At 37.7% G+C, this 26,700-nt stretch carries 24 protein-coding genes; 5 read left to right on the forward strand and 19 right to left on the reverse strand.

The window, feature by feature from the left end:
* Positions 1–364: 364 nt before the first annotated feature.
* The 3 genes from H5084_RS12930 to H5084_RS12940 form a co-directional block, all read right to left on the reverse strand.
* Positions 365–1,330, reverse strand: coding sequence for an endonuclease/exonuclease/phosphatase family protein (locus tag H5084_RS12930; RefSeq protein WP_182690734.1), 966 nt, complete (start codon positions 1,328–1,330; stop codon positions 365–367).
* Positions 1,331–1,539: 209 nt separating this feature from the next.
* Positions 1,540–1,872 carry a hypothetical protein gene (locus H5084_RS12935; protein ID WP_028870285.1) on the reverse strand — a complete coding sequence of 111 codons (333 nt, stop codon included), beginning with the start codon at positions 1,870–1,872 and terminating at the stop codon, positions 1,540–1,542.
* A gap of 36 nt (positions 1,873–1,908) precedes the next feature.
* Positions 1,909–3,225, reverse strand: a complete 1,317-nt coding sequence (locus H5084_RS12940) for a CinA family nicotinamide mononucleotide deamidase-related protein (RefSeq protein WP_028870284.1) — start codon at positions 3,223–3,225, stop codon at positions 1,909–1,911.
* A 385-nt stretch (positions 3,226–3,610) separates the two neighbouring features.
* Here H5084_RS12940 and H5084_RS12945 point away from each other — a divergent pair, with 385 nt between their 5' ends.
* From H5084_RS12945 to H5084_RS12955, 3 genes are all read left to right on the forward strand, one after another.
* Complete coding sequence (locus tag H5084_RS12945) at positions 3,611–5,479, forward strand: DUF294 nucleotidyltransferase-like domain-containing protein (protein ID WP_182690735.1); 1,869 nt, start codon at positions 3,611–3,613, stop codon at positions 5,477–5,479.
* A 292-nt stretch (positions 5,480–5,771) separates the two neighbouring features.
* Positions 5,772–6,947, forward strand: a complete 1,176-nt coding sequence (locus H5084_RS12950; protein ID WP_182690736.1) for an efflux RND transporter periplasmic adaptor subunit — start codon at positions 5,772–5,774, stop codon at positions 6,945–6,947.
* A gap of 4 nt (positions 6,948–6,951) precedes the next feature.
* On the forward strand, positions 6,952–10,065 hold the full coding sequence (locus tag H5084_RS12955; RefSeq protein WP_182690737.1) for an efflux RND transporter permease subunit: 3,114 nt from the start codon (positions 6,952–6,954) through the stop codon (positions 10,063–10,065).
* 153 nt (positions 10,066–10,218) lie between these two features.
* Here the strand turns inward: H5084_RS12955 and H5084_RS12960 are convergent, their stop codons facing one another.
* The 10 genes from H5084_RS12960 to H5084_RS13005 form a co-directional block, all read right to left on the reverse strand.
* Positions 10,219–10,830, reverse strand: coding sequence for a glutathione S-transferase N-terminal domain-containing protein (locus H5084_RS12960; RefSeq protein ID WP_028870280.1), 612 nt, complete (start codon positions 10,828–10,830; stop codon positions 10,219–10,221).
* A gap of 204 nt (positions 10,831–11,034) precedes the next feature.
* Complete coding sequence (locus tag H5084_RS12965; RefSeq protein ID WP_182690738.1) at positions 11,035–11,355, reverse strand: DUF4144 domain-containing protein; 321 nt, start codon at positions 11,353–11,355, stop codon at positions 11,035–11,037.
* Positions 11,356–11,442: 87 nt separating this feature from the next.
* Positions 11,443–12,351, reverse strand: a complete 909-nt coding sequence (locus H5084_RS12970) for a DUF6279 family lipoprotein (RefSeq protein ID WP_182690739.1) — start codon at positions 12,349–12,351, stop codon at positions 11,443–11,445.
* Between the two features lie 150 nt (positions 12,352–12,501).
* Positions 12,502–13,266, reverse strand: a complete 765-nt coding sequence (locus H5084_RS12975) for a DUF3047 domain-containing protein (protein ID WP_084296346.1) — start codon at positions 13,264–13,266, stop codon at positions 12,502–12,504.
* Between the two features lie 112 nt (positions 13,267–13,378).
* Positions 13,379–13,954, reverse strand: coding sequence for a DUF924 family protein (locus H5084_RS12980; RefSeq protein ID WP_211235696.1), 576 nt, complete (start codon positions 13,952–13,954; stop codon positions 13,379–13,381).
* Between the two features lie 96 nt (positions 13,955–14,050).
* Positions 14,051–14,797, reverse strand: a complete 747-nt coding sequence (locus H5084_RS12985) for an SDR family oxidoreductase (protein ID WP_028870275.1) — start codon at positions 14,795–14,797, stop codon at positions 14,051–14,053.
* Positions 14,798–14,905: 108 nt separating this feature from the next.
* Positions 14,906–15,433, reverse strand: a complete 528-nt coding sequence (locus tag H5084_RS12990; RefSeq protein WP_220485960.1) for a hypothetical protein — start codon at positions 15,431–15,433, stop codon at positions 14,906–14,908.
* A 127-nt stretch (positions 15,434–15,560) separates the two neighbouring features.
* Positions 15,561–16,445 (reverse strand): chemotaxis protein, encoded by an 885-nt coding sequence (locus tag H5084_RS12995; protein ID WP_028870274.1) that lies wholly within the window; start codon positions 16,443–16,445, stop codon positions 15,561–15,563.
* A gap of 183 nt (positions 16,446–16,628) precedes the next feature.
* The gene (locus H5084_RS13000; RefSeq protein WP_028870273.1) at positions 16,629–17,075 is read right to left on the reverse strand and encodes a GNAT family N-acetyltransferase; all 447 of its coding nucleotides are present in this window, start codon (positions 17,073–17,075) and stop codon (positions 16,629–16,631) included.
* Positions 17,076–17,182: 107 nt separating this feature from the next.
* Positions 17,183–17,620 (reverse strand): GNAT family N-acetyltransferase, encoded by a 438-nt coding sequence (locus H5084_RS13005; RefSeq protein WP_051369280.1) that lies wholly within the window; start codon positions 17,618–17,620, stop codon positions 17,183–17,185.
* 320 nt (positions 17,621–17,940) lie between these two features.
* On the opposite strand from H5084_RS13005, the gene H5084_RS13010 reads away from it, so the two are divergent.
* Positions 17,941–19,311: an MFS transporter gene (locus tag H5084_RS13010; RefSeq protein ID WP_028870272.1), complete on the forward strand. Its 1,371-nt coding sequence runs from the start codon at positions 17,941–17,943 to the stop codon at positions 19,309–19,311.
* A 248-nt stretch (positions 19,312–19,559) separates the two neighbouring features.
* On the opposite strand, the gene cyoE is transcribed toward H5084_RS13010, so the two are convergent.
* The 6 genes from cyoE to H5084_RS13040 form a co-directional block, all read right to left on the reverse strand.
* Positions 19,560–20,444 carry a heme o synthase gene (gene cyoE, locus H5084_RS13015; RefSeq protein ID WP_182690740.1) on the reverse strand — a complete coding sequence of 295 codons (885 nt, stop codon included), beginning with the start codon at positions 20,442–20,444 and terminating at the stop codon, positions 19,560–19,562.
* Positions 20,445–20,576: 132 nt separating this feature from the next.
* Positions 20,577–20,906, reverse strand: coding sequence for a cytochrome o ubiquinol oxidase subunit IV (gene cyoD, locus H5084_RS13020; protein WP_028870270.1), 330 nt, complete (start codon positions 20,904–20,906; stop codon positions 20,577–20,579).
* A complete protein-coding gene (cyoC, locus tag H5084_RS13025) occupies positions 20,906–21,517 on the reverse strand; it encodes a cytochrome o ubiquinol oxidase subunit III (protein ID WP_028870269.1) in 612 nt (203 codons plus the stop codon). Before cyoC ends, cyoD begins: the two co-directional genes overlap by 1 nt.
* A complete protein-coding gene (cyoB, locus tag H5084_RS13030; protein ID WP_182690741.1) occupies positions 21,514–23,502 on the reverse strand; it encodes a cytochrome o ubiquinol oxidase subunit I in 1,989 nt (662 codons plus the stop codon). Before cyoB ends, cyoC begins: the two co-directional genes overlap by 4 nt.
* Before the next feature lie 2 nt (positions 23,503–23,504).
* Positions 23,505–24,455 (reverse strand): ubiquinol oxidase subunit II, encoded by a 951-nt coding sequence (cyoA, locus tag H5084_RS13035; protein WP_182690742.1) that lies wholly within the window; start codon positions 24,453–24,455, stop codon positions 23,505–23,507.
* A gap of 316 nt (positions 24,456–24,771) precedes the next feature.
* A complete protein-coding gene (locus H5084_RS13040; protein ID WP_182690743.1) occupies positions 24,772–25,197 on the reverse strand; it encodes a hypothetical protein in 426 nt (141 codons plus the stop codon).
* Positions 25,198–25,615: 418 nt separating this feature from the next.
* On the opposite strand from H5084_RS13040, the gene ylqF reads away from it, so the two are divergent.
* Complete coding sequence (ylqF, locus tag H5084_RS13045) at positions 25,616–26,557, forward strand: ribosome biogenesis GTPase YlqF (RefSeq protein ID WP_182690744.1); 942 nt, start codon at positions 25,616–25,618, stop codon at positions 26,555–26,557.
* Positions 26,558–26,700 lie beyond the last annotated feature (143 nt).

Raw genomic sequence — 26,700 nt, forward strand, 5'->3', positions numbered from 1 at the left:
GCTCATTTAAACCACTAAACTGCGCTTTTTCGCCTTGAACTAAGCATAAATAGCTTAGCCCTGAGCATTTACGTTTTTATTTTGGTAAAAAGCACTCAGTTTTAATGAGTGCTGAGTAGTTACGAAAATAGATAATCAACAAGTTACATTATCGAATAATGTCTTACACCAGTAGTTGAATCTAACAACGCCGTAGTAATACCATTAATGTCATTAAATATATGATCAATTATTGGCAAGTAAATATGCATCAATTTAAGGCTGAAATTGCGTCAAATAGTTGTTCTCTTTGCAAAATGTCTAACACAGAAGTGATGTATTTTAAGCAATAAAACTCATCAGCTATTTAGCAGAATTGGACTAATTATTTGTTAACGTAAACTAACTCACTAAGTAAAGGAAAGTGATCTGAATCGATAGACGGCATTCTTTGAATTGTGCCCAACTCAAAATGCTCACTATGAAAGATATGATCTAGAGGCCAGCGCATAATAGGATAACTGGCATGAAACGTATTAAACATGCCTCTGCCCATCCTTGGATCCTTAAGTCCACTAATACGCCTAAAAGCACGCGTAGTTGGCGACCAAGCAACATCGTTTAAATCACCTGTCACTATAATAGGCTCCGTTTGTCCTGCAACTTGCTTTGCAATTACCAATAGCTCCTGATCTCTCGGCGTTGAAGTTGTATTCTCCGTTGGACTTGGCGGCGCAGGATGTAGAAAATGACATTTAACTTTAATATTATTCTTTAATACTAAATAACAGTGTATTGAAGGGATCCCTTCCTCGATAAGGTCTAACAATTGTACGTCCTCTAATACAAACTTACTGTAAAGGTGCATACCGTATAAATTATCTAGTGGGCTATTAACGCGATGTGGATATTCGCTATGGATGGGTTGTAATGCATCTTCCCACCATTGATCTGTTTCCAAGGTCACCACTACATCAGGTTGATGTAACCGAATTAACTTAATTAACTTATCAGCAGAATGATTGGTCATCAGTACATTACTGGTCATTATTTTTATTGATTGTTGATACGGTGCGACAGCCTTTTTTACTTGTATTGGATATAGCCTTGTATAAGGGAAAATCCAAGCGATTTGATACACAGATAACAAGCCGTTAATACTAACCAGAACGATTGCCATGCTAGGAGAAGAAAGGAAGAAGCTGGCAATAGCAAGACTCACCGTGAGGACGGCAATTTGTACGCGCGGAAACTCCCAGACTCTCGATAACCAATGATTACTCGGCAATAAAGGGACCAGTGTCACGCACAACATGATGCAAGTTAATAGGGTAATAACAATTTCAAACATCTTCAATTCCTCAGCATAACTATTTTCTAATTATGTATTAATATGGCTTATTTATACTCTAATGACGTGTATCTTGATTAATGCTAGGGTAATGAAGAGACAATCTTGTAAAGGCAAGATCATCGAGGTAATTCAGCAACCAATATCGATGCTTTGTATTTAAGGTTGATTGTGTATCTTGACTTTTCGCAAGTGTCTCCATTCGCACTCTACTTTGAGATCCCTCTTTGTTTTCGCGCTTCCTCAATACTGCCAGCATTGTGTAAATTTTTATACCCTTCTAGTTTTAACGCTGAAATGGCAATATCCGACCTTCCCCCTGTTTTATCATAAAAATAGAAAACTGTTTCTCTATCGGGAAACATTTTAATCACTTCTCTAACAATATTAGAATGCGAAATACGTAAGTCTCCCGCAATATTGTCACGTTGATTTTCCACTAAGGTACGGACATCAATCCACACCGGTTCTGCATAAGACAATGAACTAAATAGCATAGCCAAAGTGAATGAAGCGATACTAATAAGTCTTTTAATTTTCATTAAATAACTCCTTTTGAGTTAATCATAGTCTTTAGGTTAATTTAATAGATCTCGCAAATTATAAACCGCAGAGTCAGTCCGTTTAATATAACTATAATCCGCAATCGGTGATAACTCTAAAATAGCTCTGCGTAACATATCAAAAGCAATAGCAACACTTAAGTCACGTATATAATCTCGACTACGGGTTGAACTAATACTGATACTTTGACAATAAATTTTATGTTTCGCTTTAACGGCTATTACTACGGTGCCAACTGGACGATGTTCTGTTCCACCACTAGGGCCAGCAATACCGGTAGTCGCGATCGCAAAGTCAGGCGTTGTAATATTAGAATTAGCGCAAGCTACGCCGACAGCCATCTGTGCAGCACAAATTAATGACACTTCAGATTGCTCAGCAATATCTTTTGCTTGTACATTAAGCAAACCTATTTTTGCTTCATTACAATAACTAACAACACCTTGTTTAAGGTAATGAGAGCTACCTGAAAAAGCAACTAATTGACTACAAATTTCACCACCTGTTAGGGATTCAGCAATGGCTAAGGTGCTATCACCTTCACTCAAAAGCCGATGCACTTCTGCCGCTAACGTATCTTTATTTCGAGCAACAATCGCATCGCCTAACAAAGTTTCTGCTTGCGATATTGCTAACGCTTGCTGCTCTTTACTAACATCACGGGCAATCAATTTTAATTCTAAATAAGGGGTATAAGAGCGGTAACCAAGTGTAATCCCCGTTGGCCAAGATAGTTTTTCTAAACGTTCAGCCATGTCAGATTCACCGATACCAATACTCAACAGTTTAGTCACTTCAACTTTACTCTGTTTTCCTGCTTGGGATTTTACAAAGGGGATAAACTGCTCTAAGACCATTGTTTTGTATTCATGGGGGACACCTGGTGTAAAAAAGAACCAAGCTTGATTTAATTTGACTCTAAACCCGCAAGCACTGCCCACTGGGTTATCAACCACTAGCGCGCCTTTAGGCAATAAAGCTTGTTTTAAGTTACTAGCAGTTAAGGTGATATTACGCCCTTTTGCCCATTGCGTTAATGTTGCACGCCACTCCGCACTTTCTTCTAATTCAACCCCCATTGCATTAGCCATTGCCAGAGAAGATAGGTCATCCGCCGTCGGCCCCAACCCGCCATTAACTAAAATGATATCAGCACAAACACTTCGCTCTTTAAACACATCCACTAAATCCGTTAAACGATCACCAACTGTGGTACGACGATGCATTTCAAAACCATGTTCCATCAATTGATTACCTAACCAGGCAGCATTAGTATCGACAATCTGTCCTGCTAATACTTCTTCACCAGTGCATATCATTTCTAGCTTCATAAACTCTCTTTATTAGTTGTTTGATTACTTACATAAAACAATGCTAGCGTACTCATCTATACTGACTAAAAGATAGTACGCCCATTAGGATTGGTAATAACGCCTTGATTGTTGGTTTACTTTAACATGTTCAAATAAAAAATATTCTATCTATATTTGATTAATCAAAGCGGCTCCGACAAGGCATTAGGGCTGTTAATTTATCTATATCTATTATCGTTCACAGTTAACAATTAAAGCTGATTTTATCGAGTAAGTACAAATAATATGCGACTTTCAATTCACCGATCAAAAACGTAGACTACCCTATAAGTACAATTTAAGAATAGGTTTAATTTCTCGGTCAACACAACGATCAACATTCAATACAAAAAGCATGGTTAATATGGATAATCAAGTACTTCCCAACATTTTGTCTTTTCTGCAGACCATCCCTACCTTCAGTGAACTTCCAAGGAATACACTCAAAGAGGTTGCTGAAGCCGTTGATATTATTGTGCTTGATGGAGGAGAAATACTAAACCAAGATCTTGAAAAATCGTACCTTTATATTATTAAAAATGGTGTTATTAAACAAAATAATCCAGATGGTTCGCTACGTTCAAAACTAAGTAATGATGATATTTTTGGATTTAACCTGCAGCCCGATGATGCTAAACAAACCTATTCAACGACTGCTATTGAAGAGACCTTACTCTATCAATTCAATTACCGTGTGTTGATGAAACAAATTGAAGCTTATCCTGACATTAAGTCACAGTTGAATTTAAGCTTAAAAATCCGTTTAAAAGCCAGCATCACCGATCCCAATAAGTCACGTCAATCGTCACATCAATATATGCGAGCCTGCGCTGATTTAATGACCTCTAAAATGGCCTTGGTATCAGCCGATGACAGCATACAAAGTGTTGCCAATCAAATGCGCGATGCGGTAGGTGTTTCCTGTGCGTTTATTATTGCCAAAGACAACACATTAATTGGTGTGGTCACCGATAAAGACATCACCCACCGTGTTGTCGCTGATTGCGTTGATATAAATAAACCAATTAGTACTGTAATGACCGTCAACCCTTATACTATTTTTGGTAATGAGTTGGTGATGGAAGCAATACGCTTGATGACTAAATACAATATTCAACACATTCCCGTGGTGGATAATAAGCATCAAGTGATTGGCTATATTACCCCCAAAGATTTAATCCAAAACAGTGGTGTTCAAGGTATTTACTTAGTCGATAAAATTCGCCATGCGCATTCTATTACGCATTTAATTGAGTTGTCGGAGCAACGTAATGAGGCCTTCCAAGAAATAATGGAAAGTACTTCGTCACCTAGTTTAGTCGGACAAACACTAACGACTATTTATGATGCTTTTACCCATCGCTTAATTGAATTAGCGATTGAAGCCTTTGGTAAACCACCCTGCGCTTTTTCTTGGATGGTCGCCGGTTCACATGCTCGTAATGAAGTTCATTTAGCTTCAGATCAAGATAACGCAATTATTCTAGCTGAGGATGCAACGCGAGCTGACCGTATGTATTTTAATCATCTGGCTATGTATATCTGTAAAGGGTTATCTAACCTTGGTTACACTTTATGTACCGGTAGATTTATGGCAGCAACACCCAAATGGTGCCAAAATAGCAAAGTCTGGAAAGAGTATTATCGGAAATGGAGTGATAAACCAGAGTATGATTCACTGCTTAACCTAAATGTGTTTATTGAAATTCGCCATATTTACGGGGATAAAAATTTGTTTGATGGTATCAATGAATATCGTCAGCAGCAGATCAGTAATAATTTTCAATTATCCTTGGCTTTGGTTAAAAATGCACTGAGAACTCGTCCTCCACTAGGTATTTTTCAGAACTTAGTGTTGGAGAAAGACGGCCATAATAATCGTGTTTTAAACATCAAAAAAGCAGCGATCAGTTGTATCTCTGACGTCGTGCGTATTTATGCCATCATGAATAATTGTCGCTATATCAATACTAATGAACGTATCAAATGGTTATATCAAGAAAAAATTCTCAATAAAGTGACTTATCAAGATTTGAAAGGCACCTACCAATACGTTTGCCATTTGAGGTATCGACACCAACAGCAAGCAATAGAGAATAATCAAACCATTGATAACCTATTAAAGCCGAATTTATTTGGCAGTTTTGAACGACAGCATTTAAAAGACTCTTTTCGCATTGTTAGCAGTTTTCAGAACCAGATTAAAATGAAATTTATGAAATTCACTAAGTAACCATTATTTAACGGTTACTTAATAAGTAGGAAAGCTACTTCGCACTTATTAAATAACCTCAGCTTGAGATAAGCTAATCGATAAAGAGCAGCTTGCTCCGAACTTATTAAGTAAATGCTTTAAAGATAATCTACAACAGCACAACAAAAACGACAATAGTCGTCAAAATAACAACCATCATTGCAACTAAATATCTTCCTCAATTAAACCTTAACTTCCTCTTAACCCTCACTATGAGATTATTGAAAAATCCGTATCTATTGATACTAAATTTGTCATTTAAGGTTGATCTATGTTTTTTACTCGCGAAGTTAAATACTCTTTATTTTTATTAATCCTACCCTTGGGTTTATTGGGGTGTAGTGACCAAACTGAGACTAATAAAAGGCCGGTGCAGAGTATCCACGTTGATACTTCAACGTTAACCTATTCCACATTACGCTTAACTACCGAATTACCAGGGCGGATTACCGCTTTTAAGGAAGCTGAAGTAAGGCCACAAATCACTGGTATAATAGAAAGCCGCTTATACAAAGAAGGCAGCTATGTAGAAAAGGGAGATGTCCTTTTTCAAATAGACCCAACGACTTATCAATCAACCGTTAACAGTGCTAATGCTGAACTAAAAAAAGCTTTAAGCAGTGAAAGAAATGCAAAAAAAGAAATGGCACGTTATGCCCAGCTATTAAAGAAAAAACTAAGTAGCCAACAATTATTTGATTCTGCAGAAGCCGCATACCTAGAGGCCAAAGCTGAAGTAGCAGTTCGCCAAGCAACGTTAGATTACGCAAATATAGAATTATCTTACACCAAAATTAAAGCACCTATATCAGGTAATGCAGGCTTCTCTCAAGTGTCAGAAGGGTCACTATTAACATCAGGCCAATCAGACTACATTACCACTGTTATTCAAACTGATAATGTCTATATTGATATGCAACAATCTGCAGTTGCTTTTTATAAAATACAACAAGAATTTAAAAATGCTACGACTAAAAACCCAACTGTCCCTGTTTCTATCACGCTAGAAGATGGCACTATTTATGATCAAACTGGCCACTTAGAATTTACAGATACTCAAACTAATGGTTCAACGGGCACAGTCGCTTTACGTGCAATTATTGCAAATCCAGATAATGCCCTGTTAGCTGGAATGTATGTTAGAGCTAAAATTTCAATGCCAGAAGCGCGTGACTACCTTATTGTAAAACAATCAACTGTTGTAAGAAGCCAGTCAGGACTACCTTCGGTATTTATTGTTGATGATAACAATCAAATTGTAAAAAAATCTATCGTATTGGGTAATGAAGTAGATAACGGATGGGTTGTTAAAGAGGGATTAAAAGCAGGTGATAATGTCGTCATTAACAATTTAGCTAAAGTTAAAAACGGCTTAACAGTCATTGTTGATAATGCCTCTAACACTGCAACAACAAAAACTGACAATCAATCAAAAGATCAGGATTAATTACATGTCTAACTTTTTTATTCACAGACCTATTTTTGCTTGGGTGCTTGCCATTGTTGTTATGATGGCGGGTATAGCCTCTATTTTGACATTACCCGTAGCGCAATACCCTACTATTGCACCACCAGCAATATCTATTTCGGCAAGCTACACGGGTGCATCAGCTAAAACCATTGAAGATACTGTGACCCAGGTTATTGAACAAAGTATGACAGGGCTAGATAATTTACTCTACATGTCATCAACCAGTGACTCTTCTGGTAGCGCAAAAATAACATTAACTTTTAGTGCAGATACCGACCCCGATACTGCACAGGTGCAAGTATCAAATAGCTTACAAAAAGTCAGCAGTCGCTTACCTACTGCAGTACAAAATGCAGGTACATCTGTCACTAAAAGTACGTCTGGTTTTATCTCTGTGACTACCTTATATTCAGAAGATGGTTCGATGAGTGCAGGAGACATTCAAGATTATGCAAACTCAAACATTAAAGACATTATTAGCCGTGTAAATGGTGTGGGTAGTGTGACTGTTTTTGGTCCATCTTACGCCATGCGAATTTGGTTAGATCCAGCTAAATTAAATAGTTATAACTTAACACCAGTAGATATTTCTACTGCAGTATCAGCACAAAATAGCCAAGTCACTGTAGGACAATTAGGCGGCACACCTTCAACAGAGTCACAATTAATTAATGCCACTATCACAGCACAAAGTTTATTAACAACGGTAGATGAATTTAAAAATATTTACCTTAAAGTTAATTCAGATGGTTCTCAGGTCCGGCTTCAAGATGTTGCTCGTGTTGAACTTGCAAGTGAAAGTTCGAGTGTTATCCCTACTTTTAATGGCTACGCAACTTCAGGTATAGCAATAACACTTGCTTCAGGTGCAAATTCATTAGATACGCAAGCAGGAGTAGATGAAAAATTAGCACAATTATCTGAGTCATTTCCTACCGGTTTAGAGATTGCGAAAGCAGTCGATACCAATGCCTTTATTCGAATCTCTATTAGTGAAGTAGTCACAACATTAATAGAAGCAATCGTATTAGTGTTTTTAGTCATGCTGTTATTTTTACAAAATTTTCGCGCAACGTTAATCCCAACCATTGCGGTACCTGTTGTATTACTGGGTACGTTTGCCATCATGTCGGTATTGGGCTTCTCTATCAACACCTTAACCATGTTTGGGTTAGTGTTAGCCATTGGCTTGTTGGTTGATGATGCGATTGTTGTTGTCGAAAATGTCGAACGAATCATGCATGAAGAAAAACTGTCCCCATTTGAAGCAACCAAAAAATCAATGGGACAAATTACCAGCGCGTTAGTCGGTATTACTATGGTATTGATGGTGGTCTTTATTCCCATGGCCTTCATGTCAGGCTCTACGGGTGTTATCTATAAACAATTCTCTCTGACTATTGTATCTGCAATGGGATTATCAGTATTAGTGGCTTTAGTATTAACACCGGTACTGTGTGCGACTTTGCTAAAACCGGTTGATAAAGAAAAAAACCTTAAAGTATTCGAAATATTTAACCGTTTATTTGACAAATTATTAGGAAAATATAACACATCTATTAAACACTTATTATTGCGTCCGATTCGTTTTTCTTTAATCTATTTCCTATTGTTCGGCGGTACTGTTTACTTATACAACTCATTACCAAGCTCTTTTTTGCCTAATGAAGACCAAGGTTCATTTATGGTCATGGTGTCTTCGCCAACGGGCTCAACGTTAAGAGAAACTAATGCCGTCATGACCGAAGTACAAGAATACTTTAAAGTAAATGAGCCAGATCTAGTCACTTCTGTTTTTACCGTTGCAGGTTTCAACTTTTCTGGAACGGGCCAAAATGCCGGCATGGCGTTTGTTGGTTTAAAAGACTGGGGAGAAAGAACTGCACCAGGTACGGATGCAGACGCTATTATTGCACGTACGATGAAGCATTTTTCAGGTTATAAAAAAGCATCTGTATTTGCTTTTAGTAGCCCTGCTATTAGAGAGTTAGGGCAAGCGACTGGTTTTGACTTTTATCTTCAGGATGTGGGTAGTATTGGTCATGAAAAACTCATTGAAGTACGTAACCAACTATTGGAAAAAATAGCACAAAGCCCATTGATACAAAATTCAAGACCAAATGGTTTAGAAGATACGGCACAATTTTACCTCGATATTGATTATGAAAAAGCCAAAGTATTAGGTCTCGATATTGATGATATTAATAACTCATTATCTATTGCGTGGGGTTCTTCTTATGTAAATGACTTTATAGACAGAGGTCGATCTAAAAAGGTTTATATACAGGCAGATGCTGAATATCGTATGACACCAGAAGACATGAATCTTTGGTTTATCCGTAATGATAAAGGTGAAATGGTGCCATTGTCAGCTTTCAGTTCCTCGCATTGGGGAACAGGATCCCCGCAATTATCACGTTTTAATGGTAACTCTGCAGTCGAAATATTAGGTGAAGCAGCACCAGGCTATAGCACCGGTGATGCAATGGCTGAAGTTGATAAAATAGCAGCAGAGCTTTCTAGTGATGTACAAGTTAGTTGGACAGGTATGTCATATCAAGAGTTAGAAGCAGGTAACCAAGCACCTATTTTGTATGGTATTTCGCTATTGATGGTATTTCTTTGTTTGGCAGCGCTTTATGAAAGTTGGAGTATTCCAATCGCGATCATTTTAGTTGTACCGTTAGGTATTATGGGTGCGTTAGCAGCTGTTATGGTACGAGGTCTTGAAAACGATGTTTATTTCCAAGTAGGCGTACTGACCACCATCGGATTAACTGCTAAAAATGCCATTTTGATTGTCGAGTTTGCCAAAGAGTTATATGAAAAAGGAATGAACTTAATTGATGCTACAGTCAAAGCTTGTGAAATGCGTTTACGTCCGATCATTATGACATCATTAGCATTTGGTTTAGGTGTTTTACCCTTAGTGATCAGTACCGGAGCTGGTGCAAATGCCCGTAATGCGATTGGTACTTCAGTGCTTGGTGGTATGATTGCAGCAACCTGCTTAGTGATTTATTTTGCACCTTTATTCTTTGTTTTAATTCTGAAGATGGTTAAAAAAACGCGCTCGGTCCTAACAAACAAATAGCGTGATATCAGCATTAAAAAGGCTAATTCACTTATCGTGAGTTAGCCTTTTTATTATAGGTGCAAGCCCGTAAGCAATGAAGTTATAATCGAAGTTAAATGTTAACTTTCTCTGCCCGTTTATTTAACTGCCTATATAACGTCGATAAACCCGTTAACTAATTGCACACATACTTTCCCAATGTTCAGCTTGTTTAATAGCATTTTTTAATAAATCCCACTCTAAAAGGCTTTGCTGATACTCTCCTGCTTTACCTGGCAATGTAATCCCATAGCTATTAAGACGAAATGCTAAAATGGCATAAAAGGCATCGACTGCACCGGCAAGCTCAAACATATAAGGCAAGGTCGCACTTTCAAAAATAGTCTCCACACGGGCTAACTCTTGGTGAATTTGTTCATTCAATATTACCGGTGTTTTTATAGGTTTTAACATGAAAGGCAACTGTTCGCGTAATAAGGTAAAACCAGCATGCATTTCTGCACATAAACTTCGTGCACAGGCTCGCTGTTTAACACTAATAGGGTAAAGCGCACCATGTGAATGTTCATTTAGGTGCTCAATAATTGCTAGCGAATCATTAATCACAATGTTGCCATCAATATAGGCAGGTACAAGTCCACTTGGTGAATACTCTAAAATTTTTGCTTGGTGATCAGTACAGCTTAAATCAATCACTTGCTCAGATGCTTCTACTTTAATTAGCTGTAAACATATCCACACTCTTAGTGACCATGTTGAACCCGTTCCTACAATCAATTTCATTTTATTGCTCCACTATTAAAAATTCACTCGTCTATTTTCTATCACCATCAATCATTATTTATATTTTGTCGTTTTTATTGCGCTTATTGCTGCTCTGCATTGTAATATTACTGCATAACATCAGCTCTCAAGGTTTTTATATTGTGTTGCTGTGTTGCATTACTACCTTACAGTATCAACTTATATTGTGTCGATTTTGTTACCTTATGCAGAATAAACCAAAGATTGAATCGCACTAGGTATATTGATAAATTCAATTTTAGTCAGGCAAACATTTGCTTTACTAAATTCATGATCTCGTATTAATTGTGTCACTTCTTGCGTAGAAAAAACACGTTCAGTTTTCACCAACTGCAGATCACTCTCCACTGCCTTGATCAAGTAGGTCATTCCGTTTGAATCAACGACAGCGTCATCATCACTCACAATTAACTCTTGGCATTCGTTAATAAACTCGGATTCATCAGCTAAATAAATAAGCTCGTCATCCCCTTCTAATGTTAACAAACATGGCCAACAAACCATCAATATACCCCATTCAATAAAAGACTAAAAATAAAAAAACATTGCTTACTACCTAATACAAAAAATGTAAAAGCTAATTAATAAGGCTTAATATAACGCCTCTAAATCTGCAATAGTATCATCCAGTTTTGATTGTACACTGCTTAACTGCTTTGTATTTAATGAAGCAATTAATTGACTAAGAAAGTCAGCCCATACTGTCTGATTATGCTCGAATACAGCTAAATAAGCCTCGGAACGAATACTATTCGAATCCATGAGAGCCGGCCTTAATGCTTGTTCAAATGCCAAACGTTGACTGTCGCTATCACCATTAGCCTGGCCGCGAACTTGATAAGCCGAGGCGATTAAATTTGCCCACTCCCGACGAAACTGAATACGTAGATAAAAAGCAGATAATAATGACTGATTTAATTCACTCAGTAGTACCTTTTGTGGCTCAGTGATCGCCCCTGTAAATGAGGTGACTTGCCCTTCTATACGATCGAAACGATTAGTTAAGCGCTCTTGTTCATTACTATTGTTATGTTTTTCTATTTTATTAATATTTTGCTGTTCTATTTCAGACAAAAACTCAGTGACTTGTTTATCTGATAATGAATAAGCCAATTGCATTATCTCAGGCTCAGCCTTAAGGAGCATCACATCTACAAATTGTTTTAAAGAAGTAATGTACTGTTTGATGGTCGAAGGTTTTATGCCATTCTTAAGGTCAATCTTGATATATTTAATTTGCACCACGTAGTTTTGTAGTTCACTCGTGCGATGCCACAACAGCAAAGATTCAACGCTGTTATCAAGTTGTTTTTCTTGTGTATTAGTTAACGTAACATAGTCGTCTATATACCAAGAGGCTATCCAATCTAGATTGTTATAAGCTATTTTAGTTGAACAAGCTGTCATGCCAAACATCAACGAAATCAGTAGCCACCATTGAACACTTAACTTTTTAAATTTAAAGTACTTATATTTTTTAATATACTTTTTAAAGATCATAAAATGTACTCCTGTTCAGTCGTCATCTCGTTTATTAAACAGCTTTTTTAAATGACTAACTTCTTTTAACATCAGCCTTTTACACTTTAAAGTACGCTCACGGTAACGACAGCAATACTGTCTCTCAATATTGTCTAGCAATAATCGCTGTTACTGCGCAGTAAAGTAGATATCTCCATAATAAGTGATCGCCTTTTGCCCTGAACTGTCGCTGTCAGTCATCACTGCAATTGCATCGATATAACGTACCTCTTTTCCTAAAGTAGTTTTTAAATCGTCACGCACATTACGTTTATAGTTCATCCATTTACCTAGATTGTTAGGGCCTGACTCAACGGCAAACATAGTCGCATTGGAAGTGTAAGGATTAGGCCAAAATTGCTCGTGCTTAAAAGCGGACGACCAAACATAATTTAGGGCTTTTGTTTTCCACATAAACATACCACCATCTATAACGATATAGATACGTGCTACAAAGTCATCCCCTGCTTTTTTAAGTTCATTCAAACCAGAATATAAATGTTCTGTTTTCCAAGACCAATGCAGGTAAGGTGTTTTGTGCAAATCAATACGTTGCTCTTTAAAGAGTCCTGAAGCACTATTATCACTGCTTGCTCTTAATCTCTTTTTAAGTTTTTCCTGAGTGATGCCATTATCTCCACCCTCTTCAACAACAAGTACGTAGTTAGTATTACCTGAAAAAATTTTCTCTTCCCACCCCTTAAGGTCGCCTTGTGAAAAGTTACCCATAATAAGTTTTATTGCAGCCTCGTTAACGGGTTGCGCAGCACTGGCGTTGAAACTCAGCACTAAAAAACCACAAAGCAATACTTTAAAGAAACTCAAGTACCAACGATTGAGGCGATCATTGAAGCGATGAGATAAAGGTTTTAGAAGGTAACAATGAATGTGCATATAAATAGCCTATTGATAATTGTAAAATACTAGACTCGCGTAAAATATGATGTGCGAAGTATTAAGTACTAATAATGATGCTTCAGCTATATAACAGCTAGCAATCTAGCAATTAAAAAGATGAATTAGGTTGTGTTAAAAAGACTATTTCTTCAGCTGTAGATTGTCGCTGTAAAATTGAATTTCTATGCGGATAACGTCCAAACTTAGCAATGATATCGCGGTGTAGTATTTCAAAATCAAGATTGTATTGAATGCCATTGCCCTCAAATAATGTGATGGCAACATCATGAATTTTTAAAGATTCGCTGTGCATGAAGGGCATAAACAAAAAACAACGCTCAACGGCTGTTAACTCATTTTCTACACCTAATGCAATCGCTTCTTGCGCTAATACCAACGCTAAGGGATCTGATGAGAAAGCATCAGCACTATCTCGAAACATATTCCGAGAAAACTGATCTAAGATGATGATTTCAGCTAAACGTCCTTTCGCAGAATGTCGCCAATCGAATAATTCACACTGCTTTGCTCGCTGATGTATAGTTAAGAATCGTTGTTTAATTTGCACGTCTAATTGCAGATCTTTAACCCACCACTTTGACGGCTCAATTTGCTCAAACCAAAATGATAAAACATCATCAGCAGTGATCGCATCATTGTTTGTATTATTGGTTACTCGACTCATCATTTACCCTTGGTTTTTTTTGAGGGGGTGTTGGACCTTTGCTTGATAGGCAACTTGAACAACAACTTCATTAGCGACTGGCTCAGAAAAGCATTACTATTTACCACCCGCTAACTCTAAAAATGAGCCGGTAATATAAGAAGCTTCATCACTTAACAAATAAGCAATAGCCGAAGCGACTTCAGCAGGTTGGCCGCCACGTCCCAAAGGTATGCTGCTTTTGACTCTGTTTATTCTATCTGGTTCACCACCATCTGCGTGCATACTAGTTTCAATAAATCCTGGCCTGACACCATTAACGCGAATACCTTGATTAGCCACTTCGATGGATAACCCCGTCGTTAATGTATCTATCGCTCCTTTTGACGCTGCGTAATCAATATATTCATTTGCTCCTCCTAAACGTGCGGCTGCAGAAGATACATTGACAATAGCGCCCCCTTTTCCTGCGTGTTTAGTAGACATCCGCTTAATGGCTTCACGGCAACATAAAAAGTAACTAGTAATATTAGTGGTTAATATTGTATTGATACGCTCAGCGGTTAAATCTTCAACACGGCTTTGAGGTAATAGAATGCCCGCGTTATTTACCAGTACCGATAATCGTCCTAACTTTTCATCTATGATTTTAAATAAACGAACAACGTCATCTTCATCAGAAATATCTGCTTTTACAGCAATACACTTTCTACCTAATTGCTGTATTTCATACAACACTTTATTTGCAGCAACGTCGTTTGATTTATAGTTAATGCAAATGTCATAACCTTTAGCCGCTAAATTTATTGCGGTGGCAGCGCCAATACCTCTGCTTGCACCCGTAATTAATGCTATTTTTGACATCTATAACCTCTTATTATTTACCCTTAATCGTTTAATCTTAAACATGTTGGCTTATTCCATTTTCATGGTCTTATTTTTAATATTATATGGGTTTAATTACGGGTGCTGTTATATAGAAGCGAGTTTGATATGAACGGCCATTAGCGTTTGATCACCAATTAATTCCGCACGATGGCCATGAACGAGGTCATCGAATGCTTCATTAATTTGTAAACGATCCTCGGCGACGAACAGGTCTCCAGCGCTAAAATCACGGTATTCTCCACTACGTAAGGTAATACGTAATGTGCCTGAACGGATAATGATTAATGTAGGGTCACCAGCGACATGCCATGAACTAATGTAACCCGGTTGACTAATGCGATGACGGAAATTATGCGCCTCTATTCTATCGGTAATAAACAAGCCATTATAATCTTCCACTGAATAGGCCATATCATTAAAGAACGAAGATCCAGTTTTGTAACGACCTTTAACCGAACTTGCTTGCTCAGTTACCTGTAATTCGACAGTGTTTATTTCTTTGGTACTTAATTCAGTATTGCTTACTTTTGTTTCATTTAAGGCTGCGCTAGATTGTTGGTCACATTGATGAATGAGTGACGCCGTTAACACCGGTACAATAATTTTATTCACTGTTTGTTATTCCTAATAAAGTACTTATGAAACAATTGCCCGTATGTTAATCATTTCCATTTCCAGGCGAGAGTCACATAGTAATTAATACAGTCAGCTCCTAATAAACGGTCACTTCAGCGACTTACTATTGATTCTTTTTAGCGCCTATCAACATCGCATTAACCAGTTCTTTTGCATCAAACTTAGCTAAGGCTTGATCTGCACCAACTTGAGTTGCACGGTCCACACTCATTGCACTAGAAAGCGAACTATGTAGAATTACATACGTATCAGCAATGGCAGACTCACTTCGTACTTCAAAGGTTAATTCATAGCCGTCTAAACCTGGCATCTCAATATCACTGACCAATATATCAATGGGGTTGCCTTTTGCAGCACATTCCTTCATGACGGCAAAGGCATCATTACCATTTTTACAAACTTTAAAGGGTACATCAATTTTGGTCAATGCACTTTCTAATTGACGACGTGCAACGGAAGAGTCATCAACTAATAAAATGTGAGAATTCTGCAATAGCCCTTTTTGTACACCAGTGATTTCCACCGCTTTTTGATCATTATCTGGGAACAGCTCAGCCAGCAATAATTCTACATCCAATAGCTGAATAAGCTGATTTTCAAAACGAGTAATACCGGTAATATAGGTTTTATGCCCTAATGAATTAGGTGGTGGCTCAATATTTTTCCAATTACATTCGACAATACGCTCTATTTTTCGCACCAAAAATCCAATATGCATGCGGCTACAGTCGGTGATAATGATGGTTGCTTGTTTTTTTTCAGCTTCGCTCATCGCCGGGTAACCTACCGCAGCGGCCATATCGATAATAGGTAGCGTTCGTCCTCGAATACTAGCCACACCTAATATATTGGCATCAGCATTAGGTAATTGAGTAAGTGGCATATAAGGAACAAGTTCTTTTATTTTTAAGGTGCCTAGCGCAAAATTTTGAAGCTGAGACAACCTAAAAAGCAATAACCCTTGCGATTGACTAGATGTTGATTGCATATTAAATCCTTATTAACTGACTCTGAGTGCTGTTTTTAAAGCAATATTCAATCTGCAAACAACAACGATATATTTTAATTTTTATTGTTTAAAGTTTAATGTAAAAAATGTGATCTTATCTGCACAATACAACCACATGATACTTCAAGGTATATAGCTGTTACCACCCCGTTGACTTAAATATCATATCAACTTTTTTATAAATAAAATTTTACCATTTTCGCCATATTTATCATCTTCATTCGCTTGATATCCATGGATCTGGTAACCACTATTAATTAACAACTGTAACATCGTAGGGTAACGATTCATGGACTTGACATTGATGCAACTATACCCCGCGTTGACTGCCCATTGCTCTTGATAAACCCGTAATTGATTGGCAATGCCTTGTCGACGATATGAGGGAGCTACAGCACCTAACCAACTATAAAATGCATTCTTCGATAGCGCATAGCCAATTTTGTAAGCAACGGCAATCCCCTTTATTTTTGCCACTAAAATGAGCGAGTTTTTTGCATTTAATCTAGCAGAGATTGATTGCTGCGTATGGCGTTGTCCAAACTCAGGAGTAAAAGCGTTAACGAGTAACACATCATCAATAGTTCCTATTTCTATTATTAAATCCATCACGGTTTCGCCTGTTATCATTTGTATTATAAGTCTATGTTAGCAGATTAAGTGATCACCTATGCTTGGATACGAATAACCAATACAGGCGGTATCGCACGATTCGTTTAAGGGTAAACCATGGTATTCACCATTATTTTATGGCCTTGAAAGCCGACTTGAAATTCATCATCTATACGAAAACCAAGCTTTTTATACAGCGATTGCGCGCGTTGATTTGATTTCCACACCGACAATGTGGCCCCTTTTTCTAGTTTATTTAAAACATATTGTAGTAGTTTATAGCCTACGCCATAACCTCTACGGCTAGGGTCGACAAAAAGCCAATTGATACGATTTCCGGTAAAACCACAAAAACCAAATATACCGCCTTGTTCATAAACAAACACTTCTGATTCACCTAACATGAACATAATATATTCATCATCCGCTAAAGGTATAAAGTTGAAACACCCCTGCTCTGCATAAAACTCATCGGGTCTAGCGATATTATAAATATTCTGTAATGCTTCAAAATCATCGTCGTTATATTTACGAATTGGCATTTATCCCTTCCTTTAGATTATTTACGATCTTGAATTCAAGTAATAAGAATTAGCTTATCACTAACAATAAATAATTCGAATATCTAGTGTCGAAGATTTTATACCATTCATTCCATTAAGTAATTGCGTTAAATGATTTTTCCTTTACAAAATGTCTAACACAGAAGTGCGCATCTTAACTAGCAAGATTTTTCAGCTTTTAGCGAAATCGGTATTACTTAGCTTTGCGGGTTGTGTCCTCTTAATAGCGTGATAAAATAATCATCACATCCTCTGTAACACTTCGCCCATCTAGGGTATAGACAACATTAAGATATTTTATGAGTTCTAACGGTTTAAATAGTATTGAAAAAAAAGCGGCTTTTTCTTTAGCTGCTGTTTTTGGTCTGCGTATGTTGGGTTTATTTATGATCCTGCCTGTTTTTGCTATTTATGGCGAACAGTTAATAGGCTATAGCCCAATCTGGATCGGATTAGCGATAGGTGCTTATGGCTTGACTCAAGCTATGTTACAGATTCCCATGGGTATTTTATCTGATAAATATGGCCGTAAACCCATTATTTTGATTGGTTTATTAATTTTTCTATTAGGTAGTATTGTGGCTGCCATGTCAGACACTATCTATGGTGTAGTATTGGGCCGAGCATTACAGGGAACCGGTGCAATTGCGAGTGCTATTTTGGCATTAGCCGCAGATTTAAGCCGTGAAGAACAACGCCCTAAAGTGATGGCAACCATTGGCATGTTTATTGGTTTATCATTTACTATTGCGATGATAATAGGCCCTATTGTGGCAGAGGCCTTTGGGTTAAGCGGGCTATTCTGGTTTATTGCACTGTTAACTATTTTTGCAATGTTATTAATTCAATTTCTAGTGCCTCATTCTGTCAATAAAGCCCCACGTGGTGATAGTGTTGCTTTACCAGCTCAACTCAAAAATTTAATTCGCCACCCACAATTATCACGCTTAAATTTTGGTGTATTTGCGCTTCACATGGCAATGACCGCTTGTTTTATTACATTACCTAAACAGTTCGTTGAAAGTGGTTTACTGCTTGAAGATCATTGGCAATTGTACTTGCCCACATTAATTGGCTCATTCTTTTTGATGGTGCCATTTATGATTTTTGCGATTAAAAAGCAAAAAGAAAAACAAATGTTATCCGCGTCGGTTTTATTACTTACCCTCGCGCTATTTCTACTTTGGTACTTGCCAACAAGTTTTACCGGCCTAGTGATCACAGTGATCATGTTTTTCACTGCATTTAACTATTTAGAAGCAACAATGCCTTCTATATTATCGCGCCTTGCCCCAGCTGGTGTGAAAGGCAGTGTAATGGGTATCTATTCTAGTAGCCAATTTTTAGGTGCTTTTAGCGGCGGCGTACTAGGAGGAGCCATTGCTAGCAGTTTTGGTGAACAATCTATTTTCTTAGTGATGGCAGTGATCTGCTGTATATGGTTAATCATTAGTTTAGGAATGAGCCCACTTAAAAAATCTAAAAACTTAAGCTTTACCATTAATGTTGAAAATGAAAAACAAGCAGGAGAAGTAGCAGAGCAATTAATTAATATGCCCGGTGTCATTGAAGCAACGGTGGTATTTACTGAAGCAATTGCTTATTTAAAAGTAGATGAAAAAATAGTGAACATAACCAAGATTAAAAGCCTGCTCAACCAAGTTGAATAAATACAAAAAAGGTTGAATAAAAACAAAAAGGCGTTAAGTATTAACTTAACGCCTTTTTTAGTTTGCCTGTTTAAGCTTTACTATTTGAATCCAAGTTTTAATAACCATAGCTATCAATCAATTTAGTCATGAATGATATTAGTTGCGGATGATATTAATAGCCAATAATTCAATTACTAGGAGTGTTAATTACCAGCAAAAGTAACGACTAGCTAGCACTATCAAAACCTCCTTTAATTTAATTCAATTCAATTCAATAGTGCGAATTGCGGAGCAATCATTTGATAATCCATCGCCATCGCAATACTCAATGCCGTAATATTAACAATAGAAAAACCAAACACTTGTCGAGCCCAACCAACCACATCAATATCACGGCGATAACCGCGCAATGCCATTAGCAACCACCAAAAACTAGTCGTACAAGCAACCGCCATAAAGGCCGCGCCAGTATAGCCACCAATAGGCAATAGCATGACTACTAACGCATAGATGGCAATATAAAGCACAATATGGCGTTTTGCTTTATCAATCCCCTTAGCTACTGGTAGCACTGGAATATTAGCCGCTTGATAATCTTTAAAGCGAAAAATAGCGATCGCATAAGAATGTGGCATTTGCCATAAACTAAACATCACTAATAATATCAACGCCTCCATATCAAAGCGCCCTGTTACTGCACAATAGCCGACCACAGGTGGTACCGCGCCGGATAAACTACCGATAAATGTGCCATAAATAGAGTTACGTTTCATATATAGGCTATATACACCGACATAAATAACGTAACCAAATACAGCAAAAAATACAGCAGCCGACGTCGTATAAGTAATCAATAAACCAAAACCAATGATCCCTAATACAACACCGTGGCATAAAGCTGTCAATGCAGACATTTCGCCAGTTACCGTCACTCGCGTACGTGTGCGCGCCATTTTGATATCAATATCTCTATCAATCACATTATTAATGACGCACCCAGAAGCAATCACAAAAGATAAACCTAATAACGTTGCGATCATCAACCATGGATCAATATCACCACGTGAAGCGAGTAAAAAACCACCCGCTACACTGATAAAATTACCCATAATGATACCCGGCTTGGTCACACTCCAATAACGACGAAACATCTTTAACCTCTTTTTTGCCATTTATAACTCGGTTTAATACGCTTTACTAAGCTTACAAACTTTTACGTATCCTTGTATCAACTCTGATTGAAAATAACCTTGCGACAAACGATTGTCGCAAGGTTGATTAATTTAATACATCATCATTGCGTTTGATGCATAAATAATCCAAACAGATAATCCCACGACCATAATAATAATGAGCGCACTAAACAGGAATGAGAAGCTGTTAGCACGACCGCTTTCGGTAATAAAATTAAGGTGTAAAAAGTATTTCAAATGCACCCAAATTTGTACTATTGCTAAAATAACAATGCTCCACAGCGTAGTGGCTTTTGAAAAGTCTCCACTAATCACCACATAAAATGGAATGGCAGTTAAAATAACAGATAATAGAAAACCAATTAGATAGGTTTTGACGCTACCATGAGAGGCATCATGCTGTATTTCGTTATGGCTCATTACATTGCTCCCATTAAATAAACAACCGTGAAGACACAGATCCAAACAATATCCAAAAAGTGCCAGAATAAGCTTAAGCAACTCAAACGTGTCACAGTTGCGTTACCAAGACCACGACGAGCAACCTCTATCATCATTACCGTCATCCAGATCAAACCAGCTGTTACATGTAAACCATGTAATCCGACTAAGGCAAAAAATGAACTCAAGAAAGCACTCCCTTGAGGGCCGTTACCATGCTCGATAAGGTGAGTAAACTCATAAAGTTCCATCGCGATAAATGAAGCGCCTAAGCAAAAAGTAATCAATAACCAATTTAAGGTCCAACCCTTTTTTTGCCCTTGCGCAGCAATCATGGCAAACCCAAAAGTAATACTACTGATCAATAATGCGGCAGTTTCTACTGCCACAAAATCTAGTTCAAAAATATCTTTACCCGATACACCACCCGCAGTATTCATAAATAACACCGCGTAAGTTGCAAAGAACGAGGCAAATAACAAGCAGTCAGTCATTAGGTATAACCAAAAGCCAAAAATCGTATCTCCGGAAGCATCATGATGCTCATGAGATACTACTTTAGTATCTATTTGTGCACTAACAGTACTCATGCATTGTTCCCCTTACTTGCGCTTAAATTATGGGCTTTTTCTGTTGCTAATATCTCTTGTGGTTGCACATAAAAATCAACATCTTTGCTATAACAACGTTGTATAAAGACAGCAATACCGCCCACTAAACCAATAATCGCTAACCACCAAATATGCCAGATCATGGCGAAACAGAATGCCGTTAAAGTGATCCCCATAAACACGCCTGCCGTTGTATTTTTAGGCATGTGGATAGGTTCATAGCTCGTTTGGGTTTGATAAACTTGGCCTTTTTCTTTCATATCCGTCCATGCATCAATGTCATCGATGTGCGGAATTTCGGCAAAATTATAAGACTGTGGAGGAGAAGAGGTTGCCCATTCAAGTGTATGGCCATTCCACGGATCACCTGTTTTATCATCAAGCGCTTCACGGTCTCTAAAGCTCACGTACAATTGAATTACTTGACAAATGATACCGAACATAATGATCACAGCACCCACCATCGCAATGTATAACCAAATATTCCAATCAGGATTATTGGTATGATTTAAACGACGTGTCATGCCTAAGAAACCAAGTACATAAAGCGGCATAAAGGCAACAAAGAATCCAATGATCCAGCACCAAAATGCGCCTTTACCCCAACGTTCGTTAAGCTTAAAGCCCATCGCTTTAGGGAACCAGAAAGAGAAACCAGCAAGGTAACCAAATACCGCACCACCAATGATCGTATTATGGAAATGTGCAATTAAGAATAAACTGTTATGCAATACATAATCCGCACCAGGAATCGCTAAAAGTACGCCTGTCATACCACCAACCGTAAAGGTCACCATGAAACCAAGGGTCCATAGCACCGGTACGGTAATACGTAAACGACCACGATAGATAGTGAACAGCCAGTTAAACAACTTAACGCCAGTTGGCACGGCAATGACCATGGTCATCATGCCAAAGAAGGCATTAACATTAGCGCTTGATCCCATGGTGAAGAAGTGATGTAACCACACGATGAAGCCTAAAATTGAAATAGCACCACTTGCATAAACCATTGACGTATAACCAAATAAACGTTTACTAGTAAAGGTCGAGATAATTTCAGAAAATATACCAAAAGCAGGTAACACTAGGATATAAACTTCAGGATGACCCCAAGCCCAAAACAGGTTGATGTACATCATGGCATTACCGCCGCCATCATTAGTAAAGAAGTGGAAACCAAGATAACGGTCAAGAGTTAGCATTGTTAACACTGCGGTTAAAATTGGGAAAGATGCGGCAATTAAAATATTTGCCCAAGTACAGGTCCAAGTAAAAATAGGCATTTTCATTAATGTCATACCTGGCGCACGCATTTTAAAGACCGTCACTAAAAAGTTAACGGATGTTAATAACGTACCGAGCCCGGATATTTGTAGCGCCCAAATATAATAATCTACTCCCACTCCAGGGCTGAATGTCAACTCCGAAAGTGGTGGATAAGCAACCCAGCCTGTTTTAGCAAATTCACCAAAAATCAGCGACATATTAATTAAAATGGCACCGCTGGCTGTTAACCAAAAACTTAAATTATTTAAAAAAGGAAAAGCAACATCACGCGCACCAATTTGTAACGGTAAAATAATGTTCATTAATCCCACCATAAATGGCATCGCCATAAAGATGATCATAATCACACCATGTGCCGTAAATATTTGGTCGTAATGTTCAGGTGGCAGATAACCCGGTGCACCACTTGTTGCTAATGCAAGTTGTGAGCGCATCATTATCGCATCACTGAAACCACGAAATAACATCACTAAAGCAAGAAGGATGTACATTATACCTAAACGTTTATGATCAACGGAGGTGATCCACTCAGTCCATAAAACGCCCCACTTTTTATACTTTGTAATGAGTGCAAAAAGTGCAATACCACCGATAGCAATGGCCCCCATAGTGAACACTAAAATAGGTTCATGGAACGGAATGGCATCTATCGATAATTTACCTAAAAACGACATAATTACTCCTCGCCTTGGCTATTAGCTGAGCTAACTGAATGTTCAGCCATTTCATGATGCAAATTTTTCATACTTCCCATCTCTTTCTTTTTATCCGATTTACCCATGCCGTTCATACCCGCCATGTATTTCATGATAATGGTATGGAACAAGCCTTTATCAACACGGCCGTAATAAGTCACAGGATTGTTCTCACTGGCTAGAGCTAATTGATCATAATTTGCTTTCGTTAATGACCCCCCTTGCGCTTTAACATCACTCACCCATTGATCAAAGTCAGCTTGTGTAGGCGTTGCAATCGCATTAAATTTCATACCAGAGAAACCAGCGCCACTGTAGTTAGCAGAAATACCTTTGAAGGTACCTGGTTCATTAGCGATCAAATGCAACTTAGTTCGCATACCGGCCATTGAGTAAATTTGACTACCTAACTGTGGAATAAAGAACGAATTCATGGTGCTTTCTGAGGTAATTTTATATTCAACCGGTACGTTAGCTGGAAACACCAACTCATTGACCGTAGCAATACCTTGTTGCGGATAAATAAATAACCATTTCCAGTTCAAGGAAACGACTTCAACAGTCAGATGTTTCCCCTTACCTTCAATCGGTTTATAAGGATCTAAACGATGCGTCGACTGCCAAGTAATAACGCCTAAAATAATCACGATAAGGATCGGAACTGCCCAAACAAAAGCTTCTATTTTATTTGAGTGTGCCCATTTTGGCGCATAAATTTCATGGGTCTGTGTGTCTCTATATTTCCACGCGAAATATAAAGTCATTACAATAACGGGGATCACGACAAGTAACATAAGCACAGTAGCAATGATGATTAAATTTTTCTCATCAATACCAATCTGCCCTTTTGGGTCGAGTATCCCACCTGAACAGCCAGACAATGCGAGCACTGCACTCACTAAAGCTATCTTACAAAGGTTGCGAATTAACAATGGACTATCCTACTCATACCAATTCACGTAATTAATGAAAACGATGACTTACTGACATAAATCAACTAAACACATGTAATTAAGTAAACAGATATAACCTAAAATTTAAAAGATGTTATTTGATGCACCACAGCGAATGTAAAGGCGGTACATAAAAACAACGGACTAGAAATCCTCTGGTATTTTTTTACTCAAAACAAAAAATGAGTGCCAAAAAAATATCAGTAAATTGAATAAGGGAGGTGAATCGCAAGCACAGGCGGCTACAAAAAAGCAAAGATCAATAAAACTAAAACAGCTAAGCTACAGGCAGCGATTAACCATTTACAAAAGGGGGGGCACGGCAGCCGTGAATACTGAAGGAAATAAAAGATTTTAGCGTTTCGCAAAAAGCCAACGCTGTTTTACGTAACACCATCGCCGTTCGGCGTGCAGGAAAGTATAAAAACAATAACCAGCATAAACCAATTAATAATTGACTCGACATTAGTGGGTCATCGAAAAAGCTACTACTATTAACCGACATAGACTCAGAAAAAGCCCCTTCACTTAATAGATGATTTAATTCGCTGATATCTTCAATTAACCCATTCAACAACATGAATGTATAAATGCATAGTAGCGATAAAATAGGCAGTAACTTACCCTCCACTCCCATTGTGCGCGCACTAAAATCTGATCCACTAACTGTAGATTGCAATTTAATTTGCTGACAATATTGAAGAAGAAGCTTTACACTCAAAAGTTATTACCTTAATGATTCGTAAAAATCAATTAAACCTCCTACTTCATTTGAAGATATATTTGTATGACATACATCAACAAACAAGCAAAAAGTAAGAGAATTTTCGGCAGTATAACAAAGTCATTGAGCGCGACAAGTAGAAAAGACCTTAAGTAATAAATGAATTAATTCGAATGCTCAATAGAGCTATAAAAATTTGTTGCCACCAGCTTCAGATATTTTTTTGCACCATCCTTATTATTAACCATTAATTACATGTCTATCTATTCGATCATCAGTTAAAATAACAAAATATCAACATGGTACTTAAAAACCTTCCTCCCGATTAACAAATTTAATTTTCAAGCAAGGTTTCAAGTCATGTTAAGCTTAAATATCAGTCATGATATAAAAATTTCAAAGGCAGTAAAATCAAATGAGCAAAGCGAATATCCAGTGGTTTCCAGGACACATGCACAAAGCACACAAACAAATTCAAGAAGTACTTCCGCAAGTTGATATTATTATTGAAGTTGTTGATGCACGTATCCCTTACAGTAGTGAGAACCCACTAATAGCAGCTATCAGAAAGAAAACGCCTTGTATTAAAGTATTAAACAAAGCGGACCTTGCTGACCCAGAAATTACCGCCAGATGGATTGAGTATTTAGAACAAGATCAAGATATAAAAGCAATTGCTATCACTACTAGCAAACCAGAGCAAGTTCATCAAATTACTAAACTCTGTGAGCAAATGTTACCTAATCGCTTAGGGCAAGATAAGCAAATTCGTGCCATGATCATGGGTATTCCAAATGTAGGTAAATCCACCATCATTAATATTTTAGCTGATCGCATTATTGCCAAAACGGGTAATGAACCTGCGGTGACTAAAAATCAGCAACGTATCCGTTTACCGAGTGGCATTATGTTGTCCGATACACCGGGATTTTTATGGCCTAAAATTGAGAATGCAAATTCTGGTTATCGTTTAGCGGTAACGGGAGCGATTAAAGATACCGCTATCGAATATGAAGATATTGCATATTACGCAGCGGAATATTTAATAAAACATTATTTGCCTCGTTTACAACAGCGTTATGAGTTTGATGAAACACCGCAATCAGACCATGAATTAATGGAACTGATTGCTAAACGTCGTGGTGCATTGCGCGCAGGTGGGCATTTTGATATCTACAAAGTATCAACAATTTTGTTAAATGAGCTGCGTTCTGGCGCATTAGGCTTATTAAGTTTAGAAATACCTGAAATGGTGGCGGTTGAAAAGCTAGAAGTGGAAGTGATCATGGCAGAAAAATTGAAAAAGAAAATTGAAGTCAAAGAAGCAAGAAGAAAGAGATACAAGAAAAATAGATAACCTTAATAACCGCTTGCTATGCTAATTATCCCTTATGCTTAGGCATAGGGCAGGAAAATATAGGCATAAGATAAGTATTAGATAAACATCACATTGGCTTTGTACATTTTTTGTAGACACTGTAAATAATGCTAATGTGATGA

This window comes from Psychromonas sp. SR45-3, from assembly GCF_014163575.1.
Classification (GTDB): Bacteria; Pseudomonadota; Gammaproteobacteria; order Enterobacterales; family Psychromonadaceae; genus Psychromonas; species Psychromonas arctica.

Bases quoted from the DNA above. Each gene is read 5' to 3' on its own strand.
- H5084_RS12960 (WP_028870280.1), bottom strand. From the start codon at position 10,830: ATGAAATTGATTGTAGGAACGGGTTCAACATGGTCACTAAGAGTGTGG.
- H5084_RS12995 (WP_028870274.1), bottom strand. From the start codon at position 16,445: ATGCAATCAACATCTAGTCAATCGCAAGGGTTATTGCTTTTTAGGTTG.
- cyoB (WP_182690741.1), bottom strand. From the start codon at position 23,502: ATGTCGTTTTTAGGTAAATTATCGATAGATGCCATTCCGTTCCATGAA.
- H5084_RS13005 (WP_051369280.1), bottom strand. From the start codon at position 17,620: ATGCCAATTCGTAAATATAACGACGATGATTTTGAAGCATTACAGAAT.
- ylqF (WP_182690744.1), top strand. From the start codon at position 25,616: ATGAGCAAAGCGAATATCCAGTGGTTTCCAGGACACATGCACAAAGCA.
- cyoC (WP_028870269.1), bottom strand. From the start codon at position 21,517: ATGAGTACTGTTAGTGCACAAATAGATACTAAAGTAGTATCTCATGAG.
- H5084_RS12985 (WP_028870275.1), bottom strand. From the start codon at position 14,797: ATGTCAAAAATAGCATTAATTACGGGTGCAAGCAGAGGTATTGGCGCT.
- cyoD (WP_028870270.1), bottom strand. From the start codon at position 20,906: ATGAGCCATAACGAAATACAGCATGATGCCTCTCATGGTAGCGTCAAA.
- H5084_RS12965 (WP_182690738.1), bottom strand. From the start codon at position 11,355: ATGGTTTGTTGGCCATGTTTGTTAACATTAGAAGGGGATGACGAGCTT.
- H5084_RS12945 (WP_182690735.1), top strand. From the start codon at position 3,611: ATGGATAATCAAGTACTTCCCAACATTTTGTCTTTTCTGCAGACCATC.
- H5084_RS12970 (WP_182690739.1), bottom strand. From the start codon at position 12,351: ATGATCTTTAAAAAGTATATTAAAAAATATAAGTACTTTAAATTTAAA.
- H5084_RS12950 (WP_182690736.1), top strand. From the start codon at position 5,772: ATGTTTTTTACTCGCGAAGTTAAATACTCTTTATTTTTATTAATCCTA.
- H5084_RS12940 (WP_028870284.1), bottom strand. From the start codon at position 3,225: ATGAAGCTAGAAATGATATGCACTGGTGAAGAAGTATTAGCAGGACAG.
- H5084_RS12935 (WP_028870285.1), bottom strand. From the start codon at position 1,872: ATGAAAATTAAAAGACTTATTAGTATCGCTTCATTCACTTTGGCTATG.
- H5084_RS13010 (WP_028870272.1), top strand. From the start codon at position 17,941: ATGAGTTCTAACGGTTTAAATAGTATTGAAAAAAAAGCGGCTTTTTCT.
- H5084_RS12975 (WP_084296346.1), bottom strand. From the start codon at position 13,266: ATGCACATTCATTGTTACCTTCTAAAACCTTTATCTCATCGCTTCAAT.
- cyoE (WP_182690740.1), bottom strand. From the start codon at position 20,444: ATGTTTCGTCGTTATTGGAGTGTGACCAAGCCGGGTATCATTATGGGT.
- H5084_RS12980 (WP_211235696.1), bottom strand. From the start codon at position 13,954: ATGAGTCGAGTAACCAATAATACAAACAATGATGCGATCACTGCTGAT.
- H5084_RS13000 (WP_028870273.1), bottom strand. From the start codon at position 17,075: ATGGATTTAATAATAGAAATAGGAACTATTGATGATGTGTTACTCGTT.
- H5084_RS12955 (WP_182690737.1), top strand. From the start codon at position 6,952: ATGTCTAACTTTTTTATTCACAGACCTATTTTTGCTTGGGTGCTTGCC.
- H5084_RS12930 (WP_182690734.1), bottom strand. From the start codon at position 1,330: ATGTTTGAAATTGTTATTACCCTATTAACTTGCATCATGTTGTGCGTG.